General features: G+C 54.4%; 14 protein-coding genes. 2 read left to right on the top strand and 12 right to left on the bottom strand.

What is annotated here, in order from left to right; translation table 11 throughout:
- Positions 1 to 7: 7 nt before the first annotated feature.
- The 6 genes from HII27_RS00335 to osmE form a co-directional block, all read right to left on the bottom strand.
- Complete coding sequence (locus HII27_RS00335; RefSeq protein ID WP_185665999.1) at positions 8 to 1,354, bottom strand: 6-phospho-beta-glucosidase; 1,347 nt, start codon at positions 1,352 to 1,354, stop codon at positions 8 to 10.
- Positions 1,355 to 1,459: 105 nt separating this feature from the next.
- Complete coding sequence (chbR, locus tag HII27_RS00330) at positions 1,460 to 2,284, bottom strand: transcriptional regulator ChbR (RefSeq protein WP_185665998.1); 825 nt, start codon at positions 2,282 to 2,284, stop codon at positions 1,460 to 1,462.
- Between the two features lie 25 nt (positions 2,285 to 2,309).
- The gene (gene chbA / locus HII27_RS00325; RefSeq protein WP_035897022.1) at positions 2,310 to 2,657 is read right to left on the bottom strand and encodes a PTS N,N'-diacetylchitobiose transporter subunit IIA; all 348 of its coding nucleotides are present in this window, start codon (positions 2,655 to 2,657) and stop codon (positions 2,310 to 2,312) included.
- 54 nt (positions 2,658 to 2,711) lie between these two features.
- Positions 2,712 to 4,070, bottom strand: a complete 1,359-nt coding sequence (gene chbC, locus HII27_RS00320; RefSeq protein ID WP_185665997.1) for a PTS N,N'-diacetylchitobiose transporter subunit IIC — start codon at positions 4,068 to 4,070, stop codon at positions 2,712 to 2,714.
- 84 nt (positions 4,071 to 4,154) lie between these two features.
- The gene (locus HII27_RS00315; RefSeq protein WP_035897020.1) at positions 4,155 to 4,475 is read right to left on the bottom strand and encodes a PTS sugar transporter subunit IIB; all 321 of its coding nucleotides are present in this window, start codon (positions 4,473 to 4,475) and stop codon (positions 4,155 to 4,157) included.
- 288 nt (positions 4,476 to 4,763) lie between these two features.
- Positions 4,764 to 5,102, bottom strand: a complete 339-nt coding sequence (gene osmE / locus HII27_RS00310; RefSeq protein ID WP_185665996.1) for an osmotically-inducible lipoprotein OsmE — start codon at positions 5,100 to 5,102, stop codon at positions 4,764 to 4,766.
- Between the two features lie 228 nt (positions 5,103 to 5,330).
- Here osmE and nadE point away from each other — a divergent pair, with 228 nt between their 5' ends.
- The gene (gene nadE / locus HII27_RS00305) at positions 5,331 to 6,158 is read left to right on the top strand and encodes an ammonia-dependent NAD(+) synthetase (protein WP_185665995.1); all 828 of its coding nucleotides are present in this window, start codon (positions 5,331 to 5,333) and stop codon (positions 6,156 to 6,158) included.
- Between the two features lie 99 nt (positions 6,159 to 6,257).
- On the opposite strand, the gene spy is transcribed toward nadE, so the two are convergent.
- The 6 genes from spy to HII27_RS00275 form a co-directional block, all read right to left on the bottom strand.
- Positions 6,258 to 6,764 (bottom strand): ATP-independent periplasmic protein-refolding chaperone Spy, encoded by a 507-nt coding sequence (spy, locus tag HII27_RS00300; protein WP_185665994.1) that lies wholly within the window; start codon positions 6,762 to 6,764, stop codon positions 6,258 to 6,260.
- Positions 6,765 to 7,081: 317 nt separating this feature from the next.
- A complete protein-coding gene (astE, locus tag HII27_RS00295; RefSeq protein WP_185665993.1) occupies positions 7,082 to 8,059 on the bottom strand; it encodes a succinylglutamate desuccinylase in 978 nt (325 codons plus the stop codon).
- Positions 8,060 to 8,068: 9 nt separating this feature from the next.
- Positions 8,069 to 9,394 (bottom strand): N-succinylarginine dihydrolase, encoded by a 1,326-nt coding sequence (astB, locus tag HII27_RS00290; RefSeq protein WP_185665992.1) that lies wholly within the window; start codon positions 9,392 to 9,394, stop codon positions 8,069 to 8,071.
- Positions 9,391 to 10,869: a succinylglutamate-semialdehyde dehydrogenase gene (gene astD / locus HII27_RS00285; RefSeq protein WP_185665991.1), complete on the bottom strand. Its 1,479-nt coding sequence runs from the start codon at positions 10,867 to 10,869 to the stop codon at positions 9,391 to 9,393. Before astD ends, astB begins: the two co-directional genes overlap by 4 nt.
- Positions 10,869 to 11,900, bottom strand: a complete 1,032-nt coding sequence (astA, locus tag HII27_RS00280; protein WP_185665990.1) for an arginine N-succinyltransferase — start codon at positions 11,898 to 11,900, stop codon at positions 10,869 to 10,871. The genes astD and astA overlap by 1 nt, the downstream gene beginning before the upstream one ends.
- The gene (locus HII27_RS00275; protein WP_185665989.1) at positions 11,897 to 13,117 is read right to left on the bottom strand and encodes an aspartate aminotransferase family protein; all 1,221 of its coding nucleotides are present in this window, start codon (positions 13,115 to 13,117) and stop codon (positions 11,897 to 11,899) included. The genes astA and HII27_RS00275 overlap by 4 nt, the downstream gene beginning before the upstream one ends.
- Positions 13,118 to 13,566: 449 nt before the next feature.
- Here HII27_RS00275 and xthA point away from each other — a divergent pair, with 449 nt between their 5' ends.
- Complete coding sequence (gene xthA, locus HII27_RS00270; RefSeq protein WP_185665988.1) at positions 13,567 to 14,370, top strand: exodeoxyribonuclease III; 804 nt, start codon at positions 13,567 to 13,569, stop codon at positions 14,368 to 14,370.
- The last annotated feature ends 267 nt before the right edge of the window (positions 14,371 to 14,637 follow it).

The following is a 14,637-nucleotide window of genomic DNA, read 5'->3' as shown; positions in this document are numbered from 1 at the left end:
CCTCCTGTCACTGTTTCAGTTTCTCCACGGTAGCAGCAAAGTTTGGCAGCCATTCTTCATGGGCCAGAATCAATTCGCGTGCCAGCACCTCTGCATCTTTATCAGAGTGGATGAGCGGGCTTAAGTTCAGCGCCAGCAGCACGTCGTTAAACTCGCCGCTCAGTGCCGCCTGGCTGGCTGCTACTTCGAAACCTTTGATGGTGTGGATAAGGCCCAACACTTTTTCATCAAAATGGGTCACGCGTGGGTGCGGTTTTGCACCATCACGGCCCAAAATAGAGGTCACTTCAATAGACCAGTCTGCCGGGATGTTATCAATGTGGCCGTGGTGTGGAATATTGACGTAGTGTTCAGTTTGCTTATCGTTGTAGATAGCGTTGATCACTTCGCACGCCGCATCGGAGTAATACGCCCCGCCGCGCAGTTCCAGCTCTTTTGGCTTCACGTTCAGATCCGGGTTTTTGTACAGTTCGAAGAGTTGTTTCTCGACTTTCTGTACCACCTGGGCGCGCGCGCCGCCTTTGTAGTATTCGCCCATTTCGATGGCCAGCATCTCTTTTTGCTTGAAGTAGTACAGCAGATAAGAGCATGGCAGCAGGTTCAGGGAGCGCAGCAGCCCTTCGCTGAACGGCATATCGAAGATGTTTTTCACGGTATTCGCCGACAGCGTACCGGAGGCAACGCCGTCCAGCAGTTCAGCAAAGCGAGACTCGCCGTTGACCAGCACATCACGCACGAACACCATATGGTTCAGGCCGAACAGGTCGATGGAGAGGTCGTCTTTCTCGGTCAGGCGCAGCACGTCGGTGAAGAACATCTTCATGCCGATTGGAATGTTGCACACGCCGATAAAGCGTTTGAAGTCAGTGTGGCGATAAACCGCTTCTGTCACCATCCCGGCCGGGTTAGTGAAGTTGATAACCCACGCGTCCGGGCAGACTTCCTGAACATCTTTAATAATGTCGAAAATGACCGGAATGGTGCGCAGACCTTTAAACAGGCCGCCCGCGCCGTTAGTTTCCTGGCCCAGGTAACCGTGGCTCAGCGGAATACGTTCGTCTTTTTCACGGGCTTTCAGCTGGCCTACGCGCAGCTGGGTGGTGACAAAGTTGGCGTCTTTCAGCGCTTCACGGCGGTTCAGCGTCTTATAGACTTTCATCGGCACGCCGGCTTTTTCCACCATGCGCTCGCACAGTGCGTGGATAATATCCAGCTTCTCCTGGCCGCCTTCGACGTCAACCAGCCACAGTTCCGTTACCGGCAGCTCATGATAGCGTTTAAGAAAACCTTCCAGTAATTCCGGCGTATAGCTGCTACCACCACCAATAGTAACGACTTTCAATTTCTGGCTCATACTTTTCTCCCTCGAGATCCACAAGCTAAACGTGGCTTACCCGCCGCATAATATGCGGTGAGCTAAATGCTTTGTTTCAGAACTACGAAATAATGTCGTAGCGCGTTATTTGATAACTGTCAGTTTCTTCCGATAATTACTTGGCGTGAATGAGGTCAGCTTCTTGAATGTTTTAATAAACAGACTTGGACTGCTGTAACCTGACTCATACGCAATATCGGTTACCGAGTAGTTGGTTATTTCCAGTTGTTTCTTGGCAAAGTTAATGCGGATGTCATTAATAATCTGCATCGGCGTTTTGCCATAATAGCGCTGGGTGGCTCGGGTTAAATATTCCTGGGTTTTCCCGGATAACGCGACCATATTTTCCAGCGCGCCTTCACCAAATTTTAATTTATCGTGCATGGCTTCTACGGTGGTTTTTAACCACGGCGGCGTCACATCCTGCGCCTGCTCTTCCCGGTGATGGCGTAAGCGATTAATCACGTAGAAGGAAACCAGTTCAATAAATTCGTCGAATTCCGTTTCGCGAAAGTGTAGTGAGGCAATAACCGACTCGATGTAACTCAGAAACGTGCTTTTGATCGAATAGACTTGCGAAGCAACCAGCGCAAACGGAATCAGCGACTGATAGTGCGTATCGAAGAAATCTTTGCTGATCCCCACGTTGAGAATGCGCGTAGCACCGAACTCATAAAAGCTTTGGTGATGCGACCCCATCGGGATGAAGACAAAGTCTCCTCGCTCCAGCATGACCCGTTTACCGTTTATCACCTGATAATAGCGGCCGGTCAGTACGATAGTGAACTCGTAGTAATCGTGCTGGTGTAACCCACTGATACTTTCCGTTTTGTTGTAGATGAAGACATGAAAATTTTTACCGTTAAAGAGCTGTTGTTCTCGGGCGGTGTTGATTTCCATGGTGATCATCTTTGGTTGCCTCATAGGGAAAAGCCTATTGTACCTTCTCGTGAAGTTCGATCAATTCAGCAACCAGCTCGCGAGCTAACATTGACGTCATAAGATGATCTTGCGCATGGACCAGCACCAGGCTGACCTTCATTTTGCCTTCGCCTTCGTCGCTCTCAATCAGCTGAGTCTGTACGCGGTGCGCTTCGCTCAGCGCAATGCGGGATTGCTCCATCGTGGCTTTCGCGGTTTCAAAATCACCCTGCTTCGCCAGTTTCAGCGCGGCGTATGCCAGGCTGCGTGCCTGCCCTGAGTTGATAATCAGGCCCATCACCACTTCTTCGAGATCGTTTTCCTGCACGTCCTCAGCAACCACATTATCCAGATCAAACATAACTATTCCCTTTTGTGAGGGCGGTATGGAGGCTCGCTCCATACCGCATTGGCATTAGAATTTCAGAGAGGCAGCGATATCTTCTTCGCTTTCTTCTTCTTCAATGGTGGCCTGCGCCTTGTTCGAAATCATCACGAATGGCAGGTAGACCAGCGTTGAGACACCCAGGTTGAACAGCGCAACAATCAGGGCGGCAACGCTACCGTTACTGTTGAAGAACGCCCCCAGGCCGGTAGGCATGGTCCACGGTGCCAGGTTAGTCACCGGCGGGATGATGCCCATCGAGTAGGCCGCCAGGGTGATAGCTGCCAGAATTGGCTGTACCAGTACGAACGGGATGAACATCACCGGGTTCATGATGATCGGCAGACCAAACAGAATCGGTTCGTTAATCTGGAAGATACCGGATGGCAGAGCCAGTTTCGCCACCTGACGATGGTCAGCGCGACGGGATGCAATGAAGATAGCGATAATCAGACCCAACGTCGCACCGGAACCACCCAGCAGGATGTAGGAGTCGAGCATCGGTTTCGCCCAGAAGTGGAACTGCTGGCCAGCGGCGATCGCGGCGTCAACGGAACCGTACTGGTTGTACAGCGCGATGTTTTCCAGCGCCCATGGGGTCATGATGCCGTTATCCAGCGCCGTCAGCGCCAGGGAACCGTGTACACCGAAGAACCACAGCAGGCTGTTGAACACGACGTACGCCCAACCTACCACGCCACCCATCGCCGCCAGCGGCTTGGAGATGGAGTCCATGATGATCTGGTGGAAGTTGCTGCCGTACGAGGTCAGGATCCAGGAGATGATCCCGAAGATAGACAGAATCAGGAAGCCCGGAATTAACGCCGAGAAGGAGCGCGCAACCGAAGACGGCACGCTCGACGGCAGGGTAATCACCCAGTTACGACGGATAACGAAGGTGAACAGTTCCGCCACAACCAGACCGATGATCATACCGGAAATAATGTTTTGACCACCCAGCCAGTTTGCACCGACGGCGTAGGCATCGCCGACGCTGTAAGGGGTGACGGTCATAAATGCCGCTACCGCCAGCAGGCCCGCTGCCATTGGGTCAACTTTACGTTCTTCTGCTAACGCAGAGCCGATAAAGAAAGGTGCCATCAGCGACATAATGCCTAAGGTACCGTTATAAACGTTACCGCCGATGGCTTTAAAGCTGTCTAAGGTCGCAATGGTTGATGGATCCAGGCGGACCCCCATTGAATAAAAGAATGACCCCTCACCAAAGCTCAGGAAAACGTTATTAATTAAGACGAACATGGCCCCCGCAAGGGTCAGCGGCATTAATTTAATAAAACCGTTTTTAATGGCATTGATATGGGGCTGCTTTCCTATTTTAACAGCAAAAGGAAGGAGTACCTTTTCAAGCGAATCGATCACTTTACTCATAGAAAAATACCCTTAAAAGGCCGCAATCAATATTGCGGCGATTAATTATGAAATAACTCTTTGACGGGAAAATTAAAAATAAAATTACTGCGCAGCTGACTTCTTAATTGCAGCAACAGCTGCTTTTAACACACCTAAACCATCGACCTTGCCGTAGAGCGTTGAGTCAATAACTTCAACCGGCTTGTTTGGCAGAATCTTTTTAATATCGTTCAGCATATAGCCGATTTGCGGGCCAAGCAGAACCACATCTGCTTCTGGGCCTTTTTCTGCAGCGAATGCTTCAGAGAATGCTTCAATAATAACTGGCACTTCGTATTTCTCAGCCTGAGCTCGCATTTTGGAGACCAGTAATGAAGTGGACATGCCTGCAGAACAAAATAGATAGATATGTTTCTTTTCCATTCACGCTTCCTCAACTTGTGAAATCTGTCATCACCGGGCGATGTTCCATGTGCCCACTACCCTCGTATGTAACAGATGAGTTATCTTCTGTTTATGGGATGAGTATACGGCAACAATTTGTGTACGGATAATTCTCAAGACCCAAAAATTGTCTCTCATTGACCTCTCGTTTTGACTACCTTCACACTTTACTCAAAATAATTCGCGACAAGAAATAAGCATCATTTCTCATAAAAAAGCCCGACACACGGGTCGGGCTTTCGTACGAATCCTATCAATGCACGAGGATCACTTCTTGGCGGCAGGGTCTGTGTCGTACTCGGAGCAGGTCTGGTAGCCAGAGTTGATGACGTGGCCGGTGTCATCCAGCGCCACAAAGTAGGTTTCCGTTTTACCATCTCTTTGACCCAGAATGTAGGTCTGGCAGGTTCCGCGAGCATGAATCATCTTAATTTCAGTGGATGGCTTACCGGCAATCTGCAGCACCTGAGAGCGGCTCATCCCTTTTTTCACATCTTTGACCACCGGTTGCGTGAACTGATCGGCGGTCCGGTCGTAGGCGGTACAGCCTGCCAGCATGGTCATTACCGCTGCTGCACCCAGAAGCCCTGCTATATTCTTGTTCATCTTCCCTCTCCTTTTTTGTTGGTGTCCATTAAGCCTGGAATAAATATTGCTATTTATCAAATTACAAGGCGCATTGATTACCGTAACCCACGGTAAATCGGACTAATATACAGCAGTCAAAATTGTGATCCTTGTCGTTTCAGCGTCAAAGAGGTAGTTTTAACACCTTGTTCTGATGGGCCAACGACACGCGATTTTCAGGCTGGCACACACATTCCGGAGGGGTAAATGGCATTACAACAAGAAATCATTCAGGCACTCGGCGCAAAACCACAGATTAACGCGCAACAAGAGATTCGCCGCAGCGTAGATTTTCTCAAGGCGTATCTGAAAACCTATCCGTTTATCAAATCATTAGTGCTTGGCATCAGCGGCGGTCAGGACTCTACCCTTACCGGCAAACTGTGCCAGCAGGCGATTAACGAACTGCGCGCCGAAACCGGCGACAGCGCGCTACAGTTTATCGCCGTGCGTCTGCCTTACGGCGTGCAGGCCGATGAGCAGGACTGTCAGGATGCAATTGCCTTTATCCAGCCCGACCGCGTGCTGATCGTTAATATTAAAGGTGCCGTACTGGCCAGCGAGCAAGCGCTGCGTGAAGCCGGTATTGAACTGAGCGACTTTGTTCGCGGTAATGAAAAAGCTCGTGAACGTATGAAGGCCCAGTACAGCATCGCCGGCATGACGCACGGCGTCGTCGTGGGTACCGACCATGCGGCCGAGGCCATCACCGGCTTCTTCACCAAGTACGGCGACGGCGGCACCGACATCAACCCAATTTTCCGCCTCAACAAACGCCAGGGGAAACTGCTACTGGCCGAGCTTGGCTGCCCGGAGCACCTTTATAAGAAAGCGCCAACCGCCGACCTTGAAGACGACCGACCTTCTCTGCCGGATGAAGCCGCGCTTGGCGTCAGCTACGACAATATTGATGACTATCTGGAAGGCAAAACGCTGCCGGTGGAAATCGCCAAAACTATCGAAGGCTGGTATCTGAAGACCGAGCACAAACGTCGCACGCCGATTACCGTATTCGACGATTTCTGGAAAAAGTAATCTTTTGATTTACCGGCAATAAAAAACCGCCGGAGCTGCCCATAGCCTGATGGCGTTTATGGGCAACTCCGGCGGTCTTAAGACCGTGCGCTGAAGGTATTATTCAGCAGGCGCAGGCGGCATTTTACCTTCATGCGCTTTGTGTTCTGTCAGACGCTTCTCAAAATTGGCATTAAATTGCTTTTTCTGATCCGGCGTTAAGATGTTGTAAATCTTGTTTTGGGTTTCCAGACGAGACAGCATCATCTCTTTATGCTGTGCTTCCATCTTGTTGATTTGCGCTTCAGCTTTCGCTTTGTCGAAGCTGTCGCTGGCAATCAGGTTGTGCATCTCGCGCATCTCTTCCTGCGGCGGACGCTTCATGTGCTGGCGTCCCTCTTTCATGATGTCGCGAACTTGCTGTTTCTGCGCATCGGTCAGGTTCAGCCCCTGGAACATCATGTCATGACGTGGGCCCATTTTGCCTTTGTGATGATGCATCATCGTACCGTTCGGCTGCGCCGCGTCGGTGGTGGTCGTTGAGGTGGTGTCCGCAGCGTGAGCCAGGTTAGCCGCGCCCAGAGCCAGCGTAGAGGCAACAAACAGAGCAGTTAATTTTTTCATCATCGAATCCTTACTTTCAGTTATTCTGACGGCGCATCGCCGTGTTGACGAGATTAACTTTACGGGGTTTATCGTCAATTAATCAGAGCGTGCGTAAAACAATGAAAGTGTAAAAAACGATTTCGTGCCAATTATGAGGAAATTAAGGAAGAAATGTGGAGAGTTGCAACAAAAATAATCAACTAGCTGATTAAGAAGAGATTTTGAAGAAGTATAAAGCAGCCATGATTAATAATAAAGCACAACCTTAAGAATAATCCGCAATAAATCCTGGCACAAATAATCAAAGCCGCAGCGCCCCCGCGTGCGGCCCAGTTTAATTAATCCGCTGGTGGACAACGTTCCAGCATCAATCCCGCCCGCAGGCCCAATGCGACATCAGGGTTAGGGAAAAGCACATATTCGCAGGGCGATGACACCACATAACGCGTATCGCCGTCTTCCGCCAACAGCGTCCCCTTAGCAAAAGGGGTAAAGTTTAGCGTCTGCGCTGACATATACAGCCGGAAGTCGGCGCTGCGACGGGTAATCTGCTGCACCACACGATAATACAGCGGCACCGTATCAGCGCCGCCACCCATCTCCCCCGCCAGCAAATGCCTGAGCTGCCGCGTTACCAGCGCAAACTGATTTAGATCATTTTGCCCAAACGGTTTGGCTTTCCCCAGTTCAAGAGTACAGGCCAGCGCGCCAAAATATTCACAGCTAAAGTGAGTGAAGGTACCGCCGGGCGACTGATGAAACACCAACGCCTGTAGACCTGCGGAACCCAACCAGCGTAAAAACGACGGTTCCCACGGCGATTCCTGCGCGGGCAGCACGCCGAAGCGCTGATGATGCGAGCCACGAATAGCAGTATGTAAATCCAGATGCCAGCGCACTTCAGCCGGGCAGCGCTGATAAAATGCGATGACGGTCTGCTCAAGGCTGGCAGCACGGATGGTTTCGTCGCTGACGGGGAAGTGCCGCCAGCGCGCACCGAACATGCGGTTCATATCGCTGTGCAAATAGCGCTTGTTATCGCGCAGCGCCGGTGGGTTACCCAGTACCACCAGCAGATGCCAGCGCAACTTAAGCTCACCGTTTAAAAGTGCGTTCAGCAGATAGTCGACGATCTCCACCGGGGCGGTTTCATTGCCATGAATGCCCGCTGACAGCACCAGCGCCTGTGAGCAGGGCTCGTGCGGCGTCAGTTGCAGCACGCCAGCTTCACGCCACTCCCAGTGGAAGTGCGCCGTGTCGCCCTCAGGCTGCTCCGGCAGCCTCCCCGCAAGCGTCAAGGCCAGAAACTGTTTCATACCGCCTCCTTAGCGCTGGAACGGGTAGAGCGAGCCCAGACGCAGTATCTGGGTTAAGCGGTCAAGCGCCTCTCGTCCTTCTTGCAATAGCTGCGGGTCGGCAAGATCGGCCTGAGTTAGCCGGTCCCGGTAGTAGCAATCAACCCAATCGTTCAGCGTGGCGAACAGCGTGTCGTTCATCATTACCGCTGGATTCACCGCCTGGCGTTCAGCTTCGGTAAGCACAACGCGCAGACGCAGACAGGCCGGGCCGCCGCCGTTGGCCATACTTTCACGCAGGTCGAACACCCGCAGTGCGTCTATCGGATTATCCTGCGCCAGCAGATCGTTAAGATAACGCCACACCCGCGGATGCTCCTGTGCTTCACCCGGTAGTACCAGCATCATGCTGCCGTCAGGTTTACTGAGCAGCTGGCTGTTGAACAGATAGGTCGACACCGCGTCATCCACCGTTACCCTGGAGGATGGAACTTCTATTGGCGTAAACCCCGGCACTTTCTGCGCCAGTTCGCCCATCAGCGCGGACTGATTCACAAAGGCTTCAGCATGGCAGAACAGCACCTGGCGATTGCTTACCGCGATAACATCATTATGGAACACGCCACGATCGATGACCTGCGGATTTTGCTGGGCAAAAACCGCCTGATTCGGGTTGAGCAGGTTCAGCCGGGCCACCGCCTCGCTTGCCGCCCGCGTTTGCCGAGCCGGATAGCGCTGCGGCTGGTTGCCCTGCCCACCGTCACGACCATAGACAAACAGCTGCACGCCCGGCTGGCCGTAGTCGCGCCCCAGGCGGTTGTGGTTAGCGGCCCCTTCATCCCCGAATGCCGCCACCGAAGGCAGCGCGCGGTGCACCGCGAAATGGTCAGGGTTAGCAAAAATACCCTCCAGAATGGCCTGAGTGGTCGGCGCTTCACTGGCGCGGTGCAGCAGGCTGCTCAGGTTTGCCACCGTCAGGTGCACCTTGCCGTCCAGCGCATCCGCTGAAGGACAAACCGTCGCCGCGTTCGCCACCCACATCGCCGAGGCCGAACTGGCGGCGCTCAGCAACTCCGGCGACTGCGCAGCCGCTTTGGCGATCACCTGCTCATCGCGCCCGCTAAAACCAAGCTGGCGCAGCAGCGCAACGTTCGGTCGTTCCTGCGGTGGGATCACCCCTTGCGGAAATCCCGCGTCCGCCAGCGCTTTCATCTTTCGTAGTCCCTGCTTCGCCGCACGCTGCGGGTTAGAGACCTGATATTGATGCTTCGTCGAGGCTTCATTGCCAAACGACAGCCCGGCGTAATGGTGCGTTAACCCCGGCAGGCCGTCAAAGTTCACTTCCCAGGCGTTCATGATGGCACCTCGTGCTGAAAATCAAGCCCAGGGTTGAGGGTCGCAGGTAGCGTCAGCAGCGGTGATTCAAGGCTGGCCATTGGCCATGCGCAGTAGTCCGCGGCGTACCATGCACCGGGGCGATGATTACCAGAGGCTCCGGTGCCGCCGAACGGCGCGGTGCTCGCCGCACCCGTCAGCGGTTTGTTCCAGTTGACGATCCCGGCGCGTGCTTCCAGCAGCAGGCGCTCAAATTGTTCACGATCCGGCGAAATAAGCCCGCAGGAGAGGCCGTAGCGAGTAGCGTTAGCCAACCGAATCGCCTCATCAAAATCATCGTAACGCCATACCCCAAGCAGCGGCCCAAAGACCTCTTCATCGGCGATGTCGTGCGCTTCGCTGAGCTCAACTATCCCCGGTGTCAGCAGGGACGTTCCCGGCTTAAGTAATCGTGGTGCCAGCAGCGTTTTACCGCCTTTTTCTACCTGCATCTGCCAGGCCTGGTAGACTCGCTCCGCGGCCAGCGGCGAGATAAGCCCGCCGATAAACGGCTGCGGGTCGGCGTTCCACGCGCCCGGCATAATGCGCCCCGTCACCTCAACCAACCGCTGAAGAAACGCATCGCCCTGCGCGCCACGTTTCACCAGCAGGCGGCGCGCGCAGGTGCAGCGCTGCCCGGCGGTGACGAACGCTGACTGAATGGTCAGATGCACCGCGGCATCCAGATCGGCAACGTCATCGACAATCAGCGGGTTGTTGCCACCCATTTCCAGGGCGAGCATTTTTTGTGGTTGCCCGGCAAGCTGGCGATGGAGATGGAACCCCGTTGCCGAACTGCCGGTAAACAGCACGCCGTCGAGCCCCGACTGGCCGCTGAGCGCTTCACCGGTTTCCCTGCCTCCCTGTAACAGATTCAGCACGCCCGCCGGTAAGCCAGCCTGCTCCCACAACTTAACCACTTCCTCGCCGCACGCAGGCGTCAGTTCACTCGGCTTAAACACCAGCGTATTGCCCGCCAGCAGCGCGGGTACGATATGGCCGTTTGGCAGATGTCCAGGGAAGTTATAGGGGCCAAATACCGCCAGCACGCCGTGCGGACGATGGCGTAAGGTCGCCGCACCGTCGGCCATGTCGGTATGGCTCTCCCCGGTACGGCTATGGTAGGCCTTAATAGAGATGGCAATTTTGTTGATCATCGCCGTGACTTCGGTGGCAGCTTCCCAGCGCGGCTTGCCGGTTTCGCGGGCGATAGTGTCGGTTAGTGCGACTTTATGGGCCTCCAGCAGCGCGGCAAAGCCTTCGATGATTGCCTGACGTTCGCTAAACGGCCGACGCGCCCAGGCGGGAAACGCCGAACGCGCGGCGGCAACCGCCTGCTCAACCTGAGCAGCATCTGCGTCATTGCCCTGCCATACCGCTTCTGCCGTCACCGGGTTGGCGCTGCGACGCGCCTCGCCATGACCAGACAGCCAGCAACCATTTATCCATAGGCTCATTATTTTTTCTCCTCAGGGCATAAGCGCACCAGGCGAACGGCATCGCCCGGGTGACAGTTCAGGGCATCGGACTGCTCGGCGTTCAGGGTCAGTACATCTGCCTGTGGGTCGGCATGAACCAGCATTGCGCGGTAGTGCTGATACTGTTCGTTTGCGACCACGCAGAGCGGTAAATCGGCCCCTGCCGGTTCACCTGCTACCACCGTCACCAGACGGCTTTTACGCACCGCCCGTACGCGGTCGATATCGCACTCCAGCGTCGGGCCGCCGTCAAAAATGTCGACATAGTCACGGTAGCGGAAGCCCTCTTTTTCCAGCACGGCGCGCGCGGGCGCCGTTTGCGGATGCACCTGCCCAATCACCGCCCGCGCCTCTTCACTGAGAAAATCGGTGTAGATCGGGTGTTTTGGCATCAGCTCAGCGATAAACGCCTTCTGCCCGGTGCCGCAGAGATAATCCGCGCGAGCAAACTCCATCGAGAAAAAGCGTTTACCAAGGCTCTCCCAGAACGGTGAATAGCCGTGGTCGTCAATCACCCCGCGCATCTCTGCCACCACCTTGTGGTTAAAGCTGTCACGGAACGCCGCCATAAACAGAAAACGTGAGGATGACAGCAGGTGCCCGTTGCTCTCTTTACGCCATTCCGGGTCGAGAAACAGCGAACACAGTTCGCTGCTGCCGGTGTGATCGTTGGTCAGAAACAGCGTTGGCAGCGCGTTATAGACGTTCAGCTCTTTTGACGCATGCACCAGCGTCCCTACTCGATAGTTATACCAGGGGTCGTTGATGCCGACGGCCACTTCGATGGCGCACACGCCCACCACGTCGCCGCTGCGGGTATCTTCCATCACAAACACATAGCCCTGGTCGCCGCGCGGCAGCGTGCCCTGCCAGGTCGCCTGCGAGCGAGCAATTCGCGCCGCCAGCGTGTGTTCATCCTGCGGCAGTGAGGTCAACCCGCCGCCGGTTTTTCCTGCCAGTTTTAGCAGGCCGGGCAGATCGCCGGACGCGATGGGACGGATAATCATCATGATGACTCTCCCGCGACAAAACGTTCACAGGCCGCAGCGAAACGGTTGAGACCGAGCGTCACGTCCTCTTCTTTGACGATGAGCGCTGGGGCAAAACGCACCACGTTTGCCCCAGCAATCAGCACCATCAGCCCTTCTTCCGCTGCCAGCAGGCTTATCTGCTTCGCTTTCCCGGCGTATTCGTCACGCAGCGCGCAGCCAATTAACAAGCCGATGCCGCGTATCTCTTTAAATAACCCAAACTGGGTGTTGATGGCCTGTAGCCGTTCTTTAAACCACTGCTCGCGCTGTTTGACGCCGCTCAGCACCGCAGGCGTGTTAATAATGGAAAGTACTTCACCTGCCACCGCGCAGGCCAGCGGGTTACCGCCGTAGGTCGTGCCGTGGGTACCGACGGTCATGACGCTCGCCATCTCTTCGCGCGCCAGCATCGCACCAATCGGGAATCCGCCGCCCAGCGCTTTCGCGGTGGTCAGCAGATCCGGCGTGATGCCGTAGTGCATATAGGCGTACAGTTCGCCGGTACGGCCCACGCCGGTCTGCACCTCATCGAAAATCAGCACCGCATGATGGCGATCGCACAACTCGCGCAGCTCACGTAAAAACTCAAGCGTCGCCGGGATCACCCCACCTTCGCCCTGAATCGGCTCAACGATCACCGCACAGGTGCTGTCATCAATCAGCGTGCGCGCAGACTCAAGATCGTTATAAACCCCGTGGCGAACATCCGGCGGCAGCGGCGCAAAGTCTTGAGAATAGGCGGGCTGCCCGCCTGCGGTAACGGTAAACAACGTGCGGCCGTGGAACGCATTCTTGAAGGCTACAATGCCGCTTTTATGCGCACCGAAGCGGTCGTGGGCGAACTTACGCGCCGTTTTCAGCGCCGCTTCGTTGGCCTCGGCCCCGGAGTTACAGAAGAAAATGCGGTCAGCAAAGGTGGCGTCAATCAGCTGCTTAGCCAGTTTCAACGCTGGCTCATTGGTATAGCCGTTGCCGGTATGCCAGAACTTCGTCGCCTGATCGGTCAGGGCGCGGACCATCGCCGGGTGCGCATGCCCCAGGGCATTCACCGCAATACCGCCAGCAAAATCGATATAGCCTTTGCCCTCTTGATCCCACAACCAGGCCCCCTCACCGCGAACAGGAATAAACGCTGCCGGGGCGTAAACCGGCATCATCCACTGATCAAAATTTTGACGGCTGATTGACTGAGACATAGCGACCTCGATAAGTAAATAAATGGTTTATTTTATGTTAATGAATTGATGTTTTTCCCTTTAAATGTAGATTGCACGGTTCGTGCCAGCGAGAGGTAAAAATGCATAAACGAGGTTCGATAACGAAATATCAATGAGTTACAAAAGGCGCTTATTCACCACAAATGCATAAAAAGTGAATATTAGTGACATCAGGCGATGATTGCAGGGCGAAATTAAGAAATATTATGCATCCACAAAATATCATTCTGGATTTGTGATCAACTGCGAAATTTATCGTAGATTTACGCCTTATTACGGCGCAGATTGCCTCAATCTGGTGCAGTTTTTGCTCTGCAACATGGCAGCGGTAATAAAAGAAATTGGCGATACCGCCGGGCGAAGGCAGCGAGGTACGTTAAATTCTGCTACTATCCCGTCACAATTCACCAGGTAAAGTGACGACCACTATGAAATTTGTCTCTTTTAATATCAACGGCCTGCGCGCCCGCCCTCATCAACTGCAAGCCATCGTTGAAAAACATCAGCCTGATGTGATTGGCCTGCAGGAGACCAAGGTTCACGACGACATGTTCCCCCTGGAAGAGGTGGCGAAGCTCGGTTACCACGTGTTCTACCACGGACAAAAAGGCCACTATGGCGTTGCGCTGCTGACCAAAGCCGAACCGATTGCCGTGCACCGTGGTTTCCCGACCGATGATCCCGAGGCGCAGCGTCGTCTGATCATCGCCGAAGTGCCGTCACCCTTCGGCAACGTGACGGTGATGAACGGCTATTTCCCGCAGGGCGAGAGCCGCGACCATGAAACCAAATTCCCGGCCAAAACCAAGTTTTATCAGGATTTGCAGGATTATCTGGAAACCCGTCTGAGTAAAGAGAACCCGGTGCTGATTATGGGCGATATGAACATCAGCCCGACCGATCTCGATATCGGGATTGGCGAAGATAGCCGTAAGCGCTGGCTGCGCACCGGTAAGTGCTCGTTCCTGCCGGAAGAGCGCGAGTGGATGCAGCGTCTGCTGGGCTGGGGTCTGGTGGATACGTTCCGTAATGCCAATCCAGAAACCAACGATCGTTTCTCGTGGTTTGATTACCGCTCCAAAGGGTTTGACGATAATCGTGGGCTGCGTATTGATTTGCTGCTGGCAAGCCAGCCGCTGGCGGCGCACTGCGTGGAGACGGGGATTGATTATGAGATCCGTGGGATGGAGAAGCCATCGGACCATGCACCGGTGTGGGCAACGTTTAAATAAGCTCGTATTTGCTAGTTTAGTGCACCTGTTCCGTTCACTTTACGTTAGGTGGAATATGAAGTTCCATCACCGGTGAACGGGCCAAGGGGTGCGGCCGCGCACCCCTTGGCAATCCCCGCGGCCCCGCAGGGAAATCGGTGCTTCGCACTGCGCTCGCCTACGACTCCAGCCTGCGGCACGGCGAAACTCGACGTCCTGTCTCGGTTCGCCTCAGTCCGCCATCCATGGCGGACTGACCTTGTCTTCCGTGCTACGGCTCGCCGATTT

Origin of the sequence: Kluyvera sichuanensis (genome assembly GCF_014218705.1) — a bacterium.
Classification (GTDB): domain Bacteria; phylum Pseudomonadota; class Gammaproteobacteria; order Enterobacterales; family Enterobacteriaceae; genus Kluyvera; species Kluyvera sichuanensis.
The sequence above is the reverse complement of the archived record's forward strand: the minus strand, read 5'-3'. Positions and strand labels throughout refer to the sequence as shown.

What these genes read in the sequence shown, in the direction of transcription:
- astA (WP_185665990.1), bottom strand. Translation starts at nt 11,900, where the DNA reads ATGATGATTATCCGTCCCATCGCGTCCGGCGATCTGCCCGGCCTGCTA.
- HII27_RS00315 (WP_035897020.1), bottom strand. Translation starts at nt 4,475, where the DNA reads ATGGAAAAGAAACATATCTATCTATTTTGTTCTGCAGGCATGTCCACT.
- astD (WP_185665991.1), bottom strand. Translation starts at nt 10,869, where the DNA reads ATGAGCCTATGGATAAATGGTTGCTGGCTGTCTGGTCATGGCGAGGCG.
- spy (WP_185665994.1), bottom strand. Translation starts at nt 6,764, where the DNA reads ATGATGAAAAAATTAACTGCTCTGTTTGTTGCCTCTACGCTGGCTCTG.
- HII27_RS00335 (WP_185665999.1), bottom strand. Translation starts at nt 1,354, where the DNA reads ATGAGCCAGAAATTGAAAGTCGTTACTATTGGTGGTGGTAGCAGCTAT.
- astB (WP_185665992.1), bottom strand. Translation starts at nt 9,394, where the DNA reads ATGAACGCCTGGGAAGTGAACTTTGACGGCCTGCCGGGGTTAACGCAC.
- HII27_RS00275 (WP_185665989.1), bottom strand. Translation starts at nt 13,117, where the DNA reads ATGTCTCAGTCAATCAGCCGTCAAAATTTTGATCAGTGGATGATGCCG.
- nadE (WP_185665995.1), top strand. Translation starts at nt 5,331, where the DNA reads ATGGCATTACAACAAGAAATCATTCAGGCACTCGGCGCAAAACCACAG.
- osmE (WP_185665996.1), bottom strand. Translation starts at nt 5,102, where the DNA reads ATGAACAAGAATATAGCAGGGCTTCTGGGTGCAGCAGCGGTAATGACC.
- astE (WP_185665993.1), bottom strand. Translation starts at nt 8,059, where the DNA reads ATGAAACAGTTTCTGGCCTTGACGCTTGCGGGGAGGCTGCCGGAGCAG.
- chbA (WP_035897022.1), bottom strand. Translation starts at nt 2,657, where the DNA reads ATGTTTGATCTGGATAATGTGGTTGCTGAGGACGTGCAGGAAAACGAT.
- chbC (WP_185665997.1), bottom strand. Translation starts at nt 4,070, where the DNA reads ATGAGTAAAGTGATCGATTCGCTTGAAAAGGTACTCCTTCCTTTTGCT.
- xthA (WP_185665988.1), top strand. Translation starts at nt 13,567, where the DNA reads ATGAAATTTGTCTCTTTTAATATCAACGGCCTGCGCGCCCGCCCTCAT.
- chbR (WP_185665998.1), bottom strand. Translation starts at nt 2,284, where the DNA reads ATGATCACCATGGAAATCAACACCGCCCGAGAACAACAGCTCTTTAAC.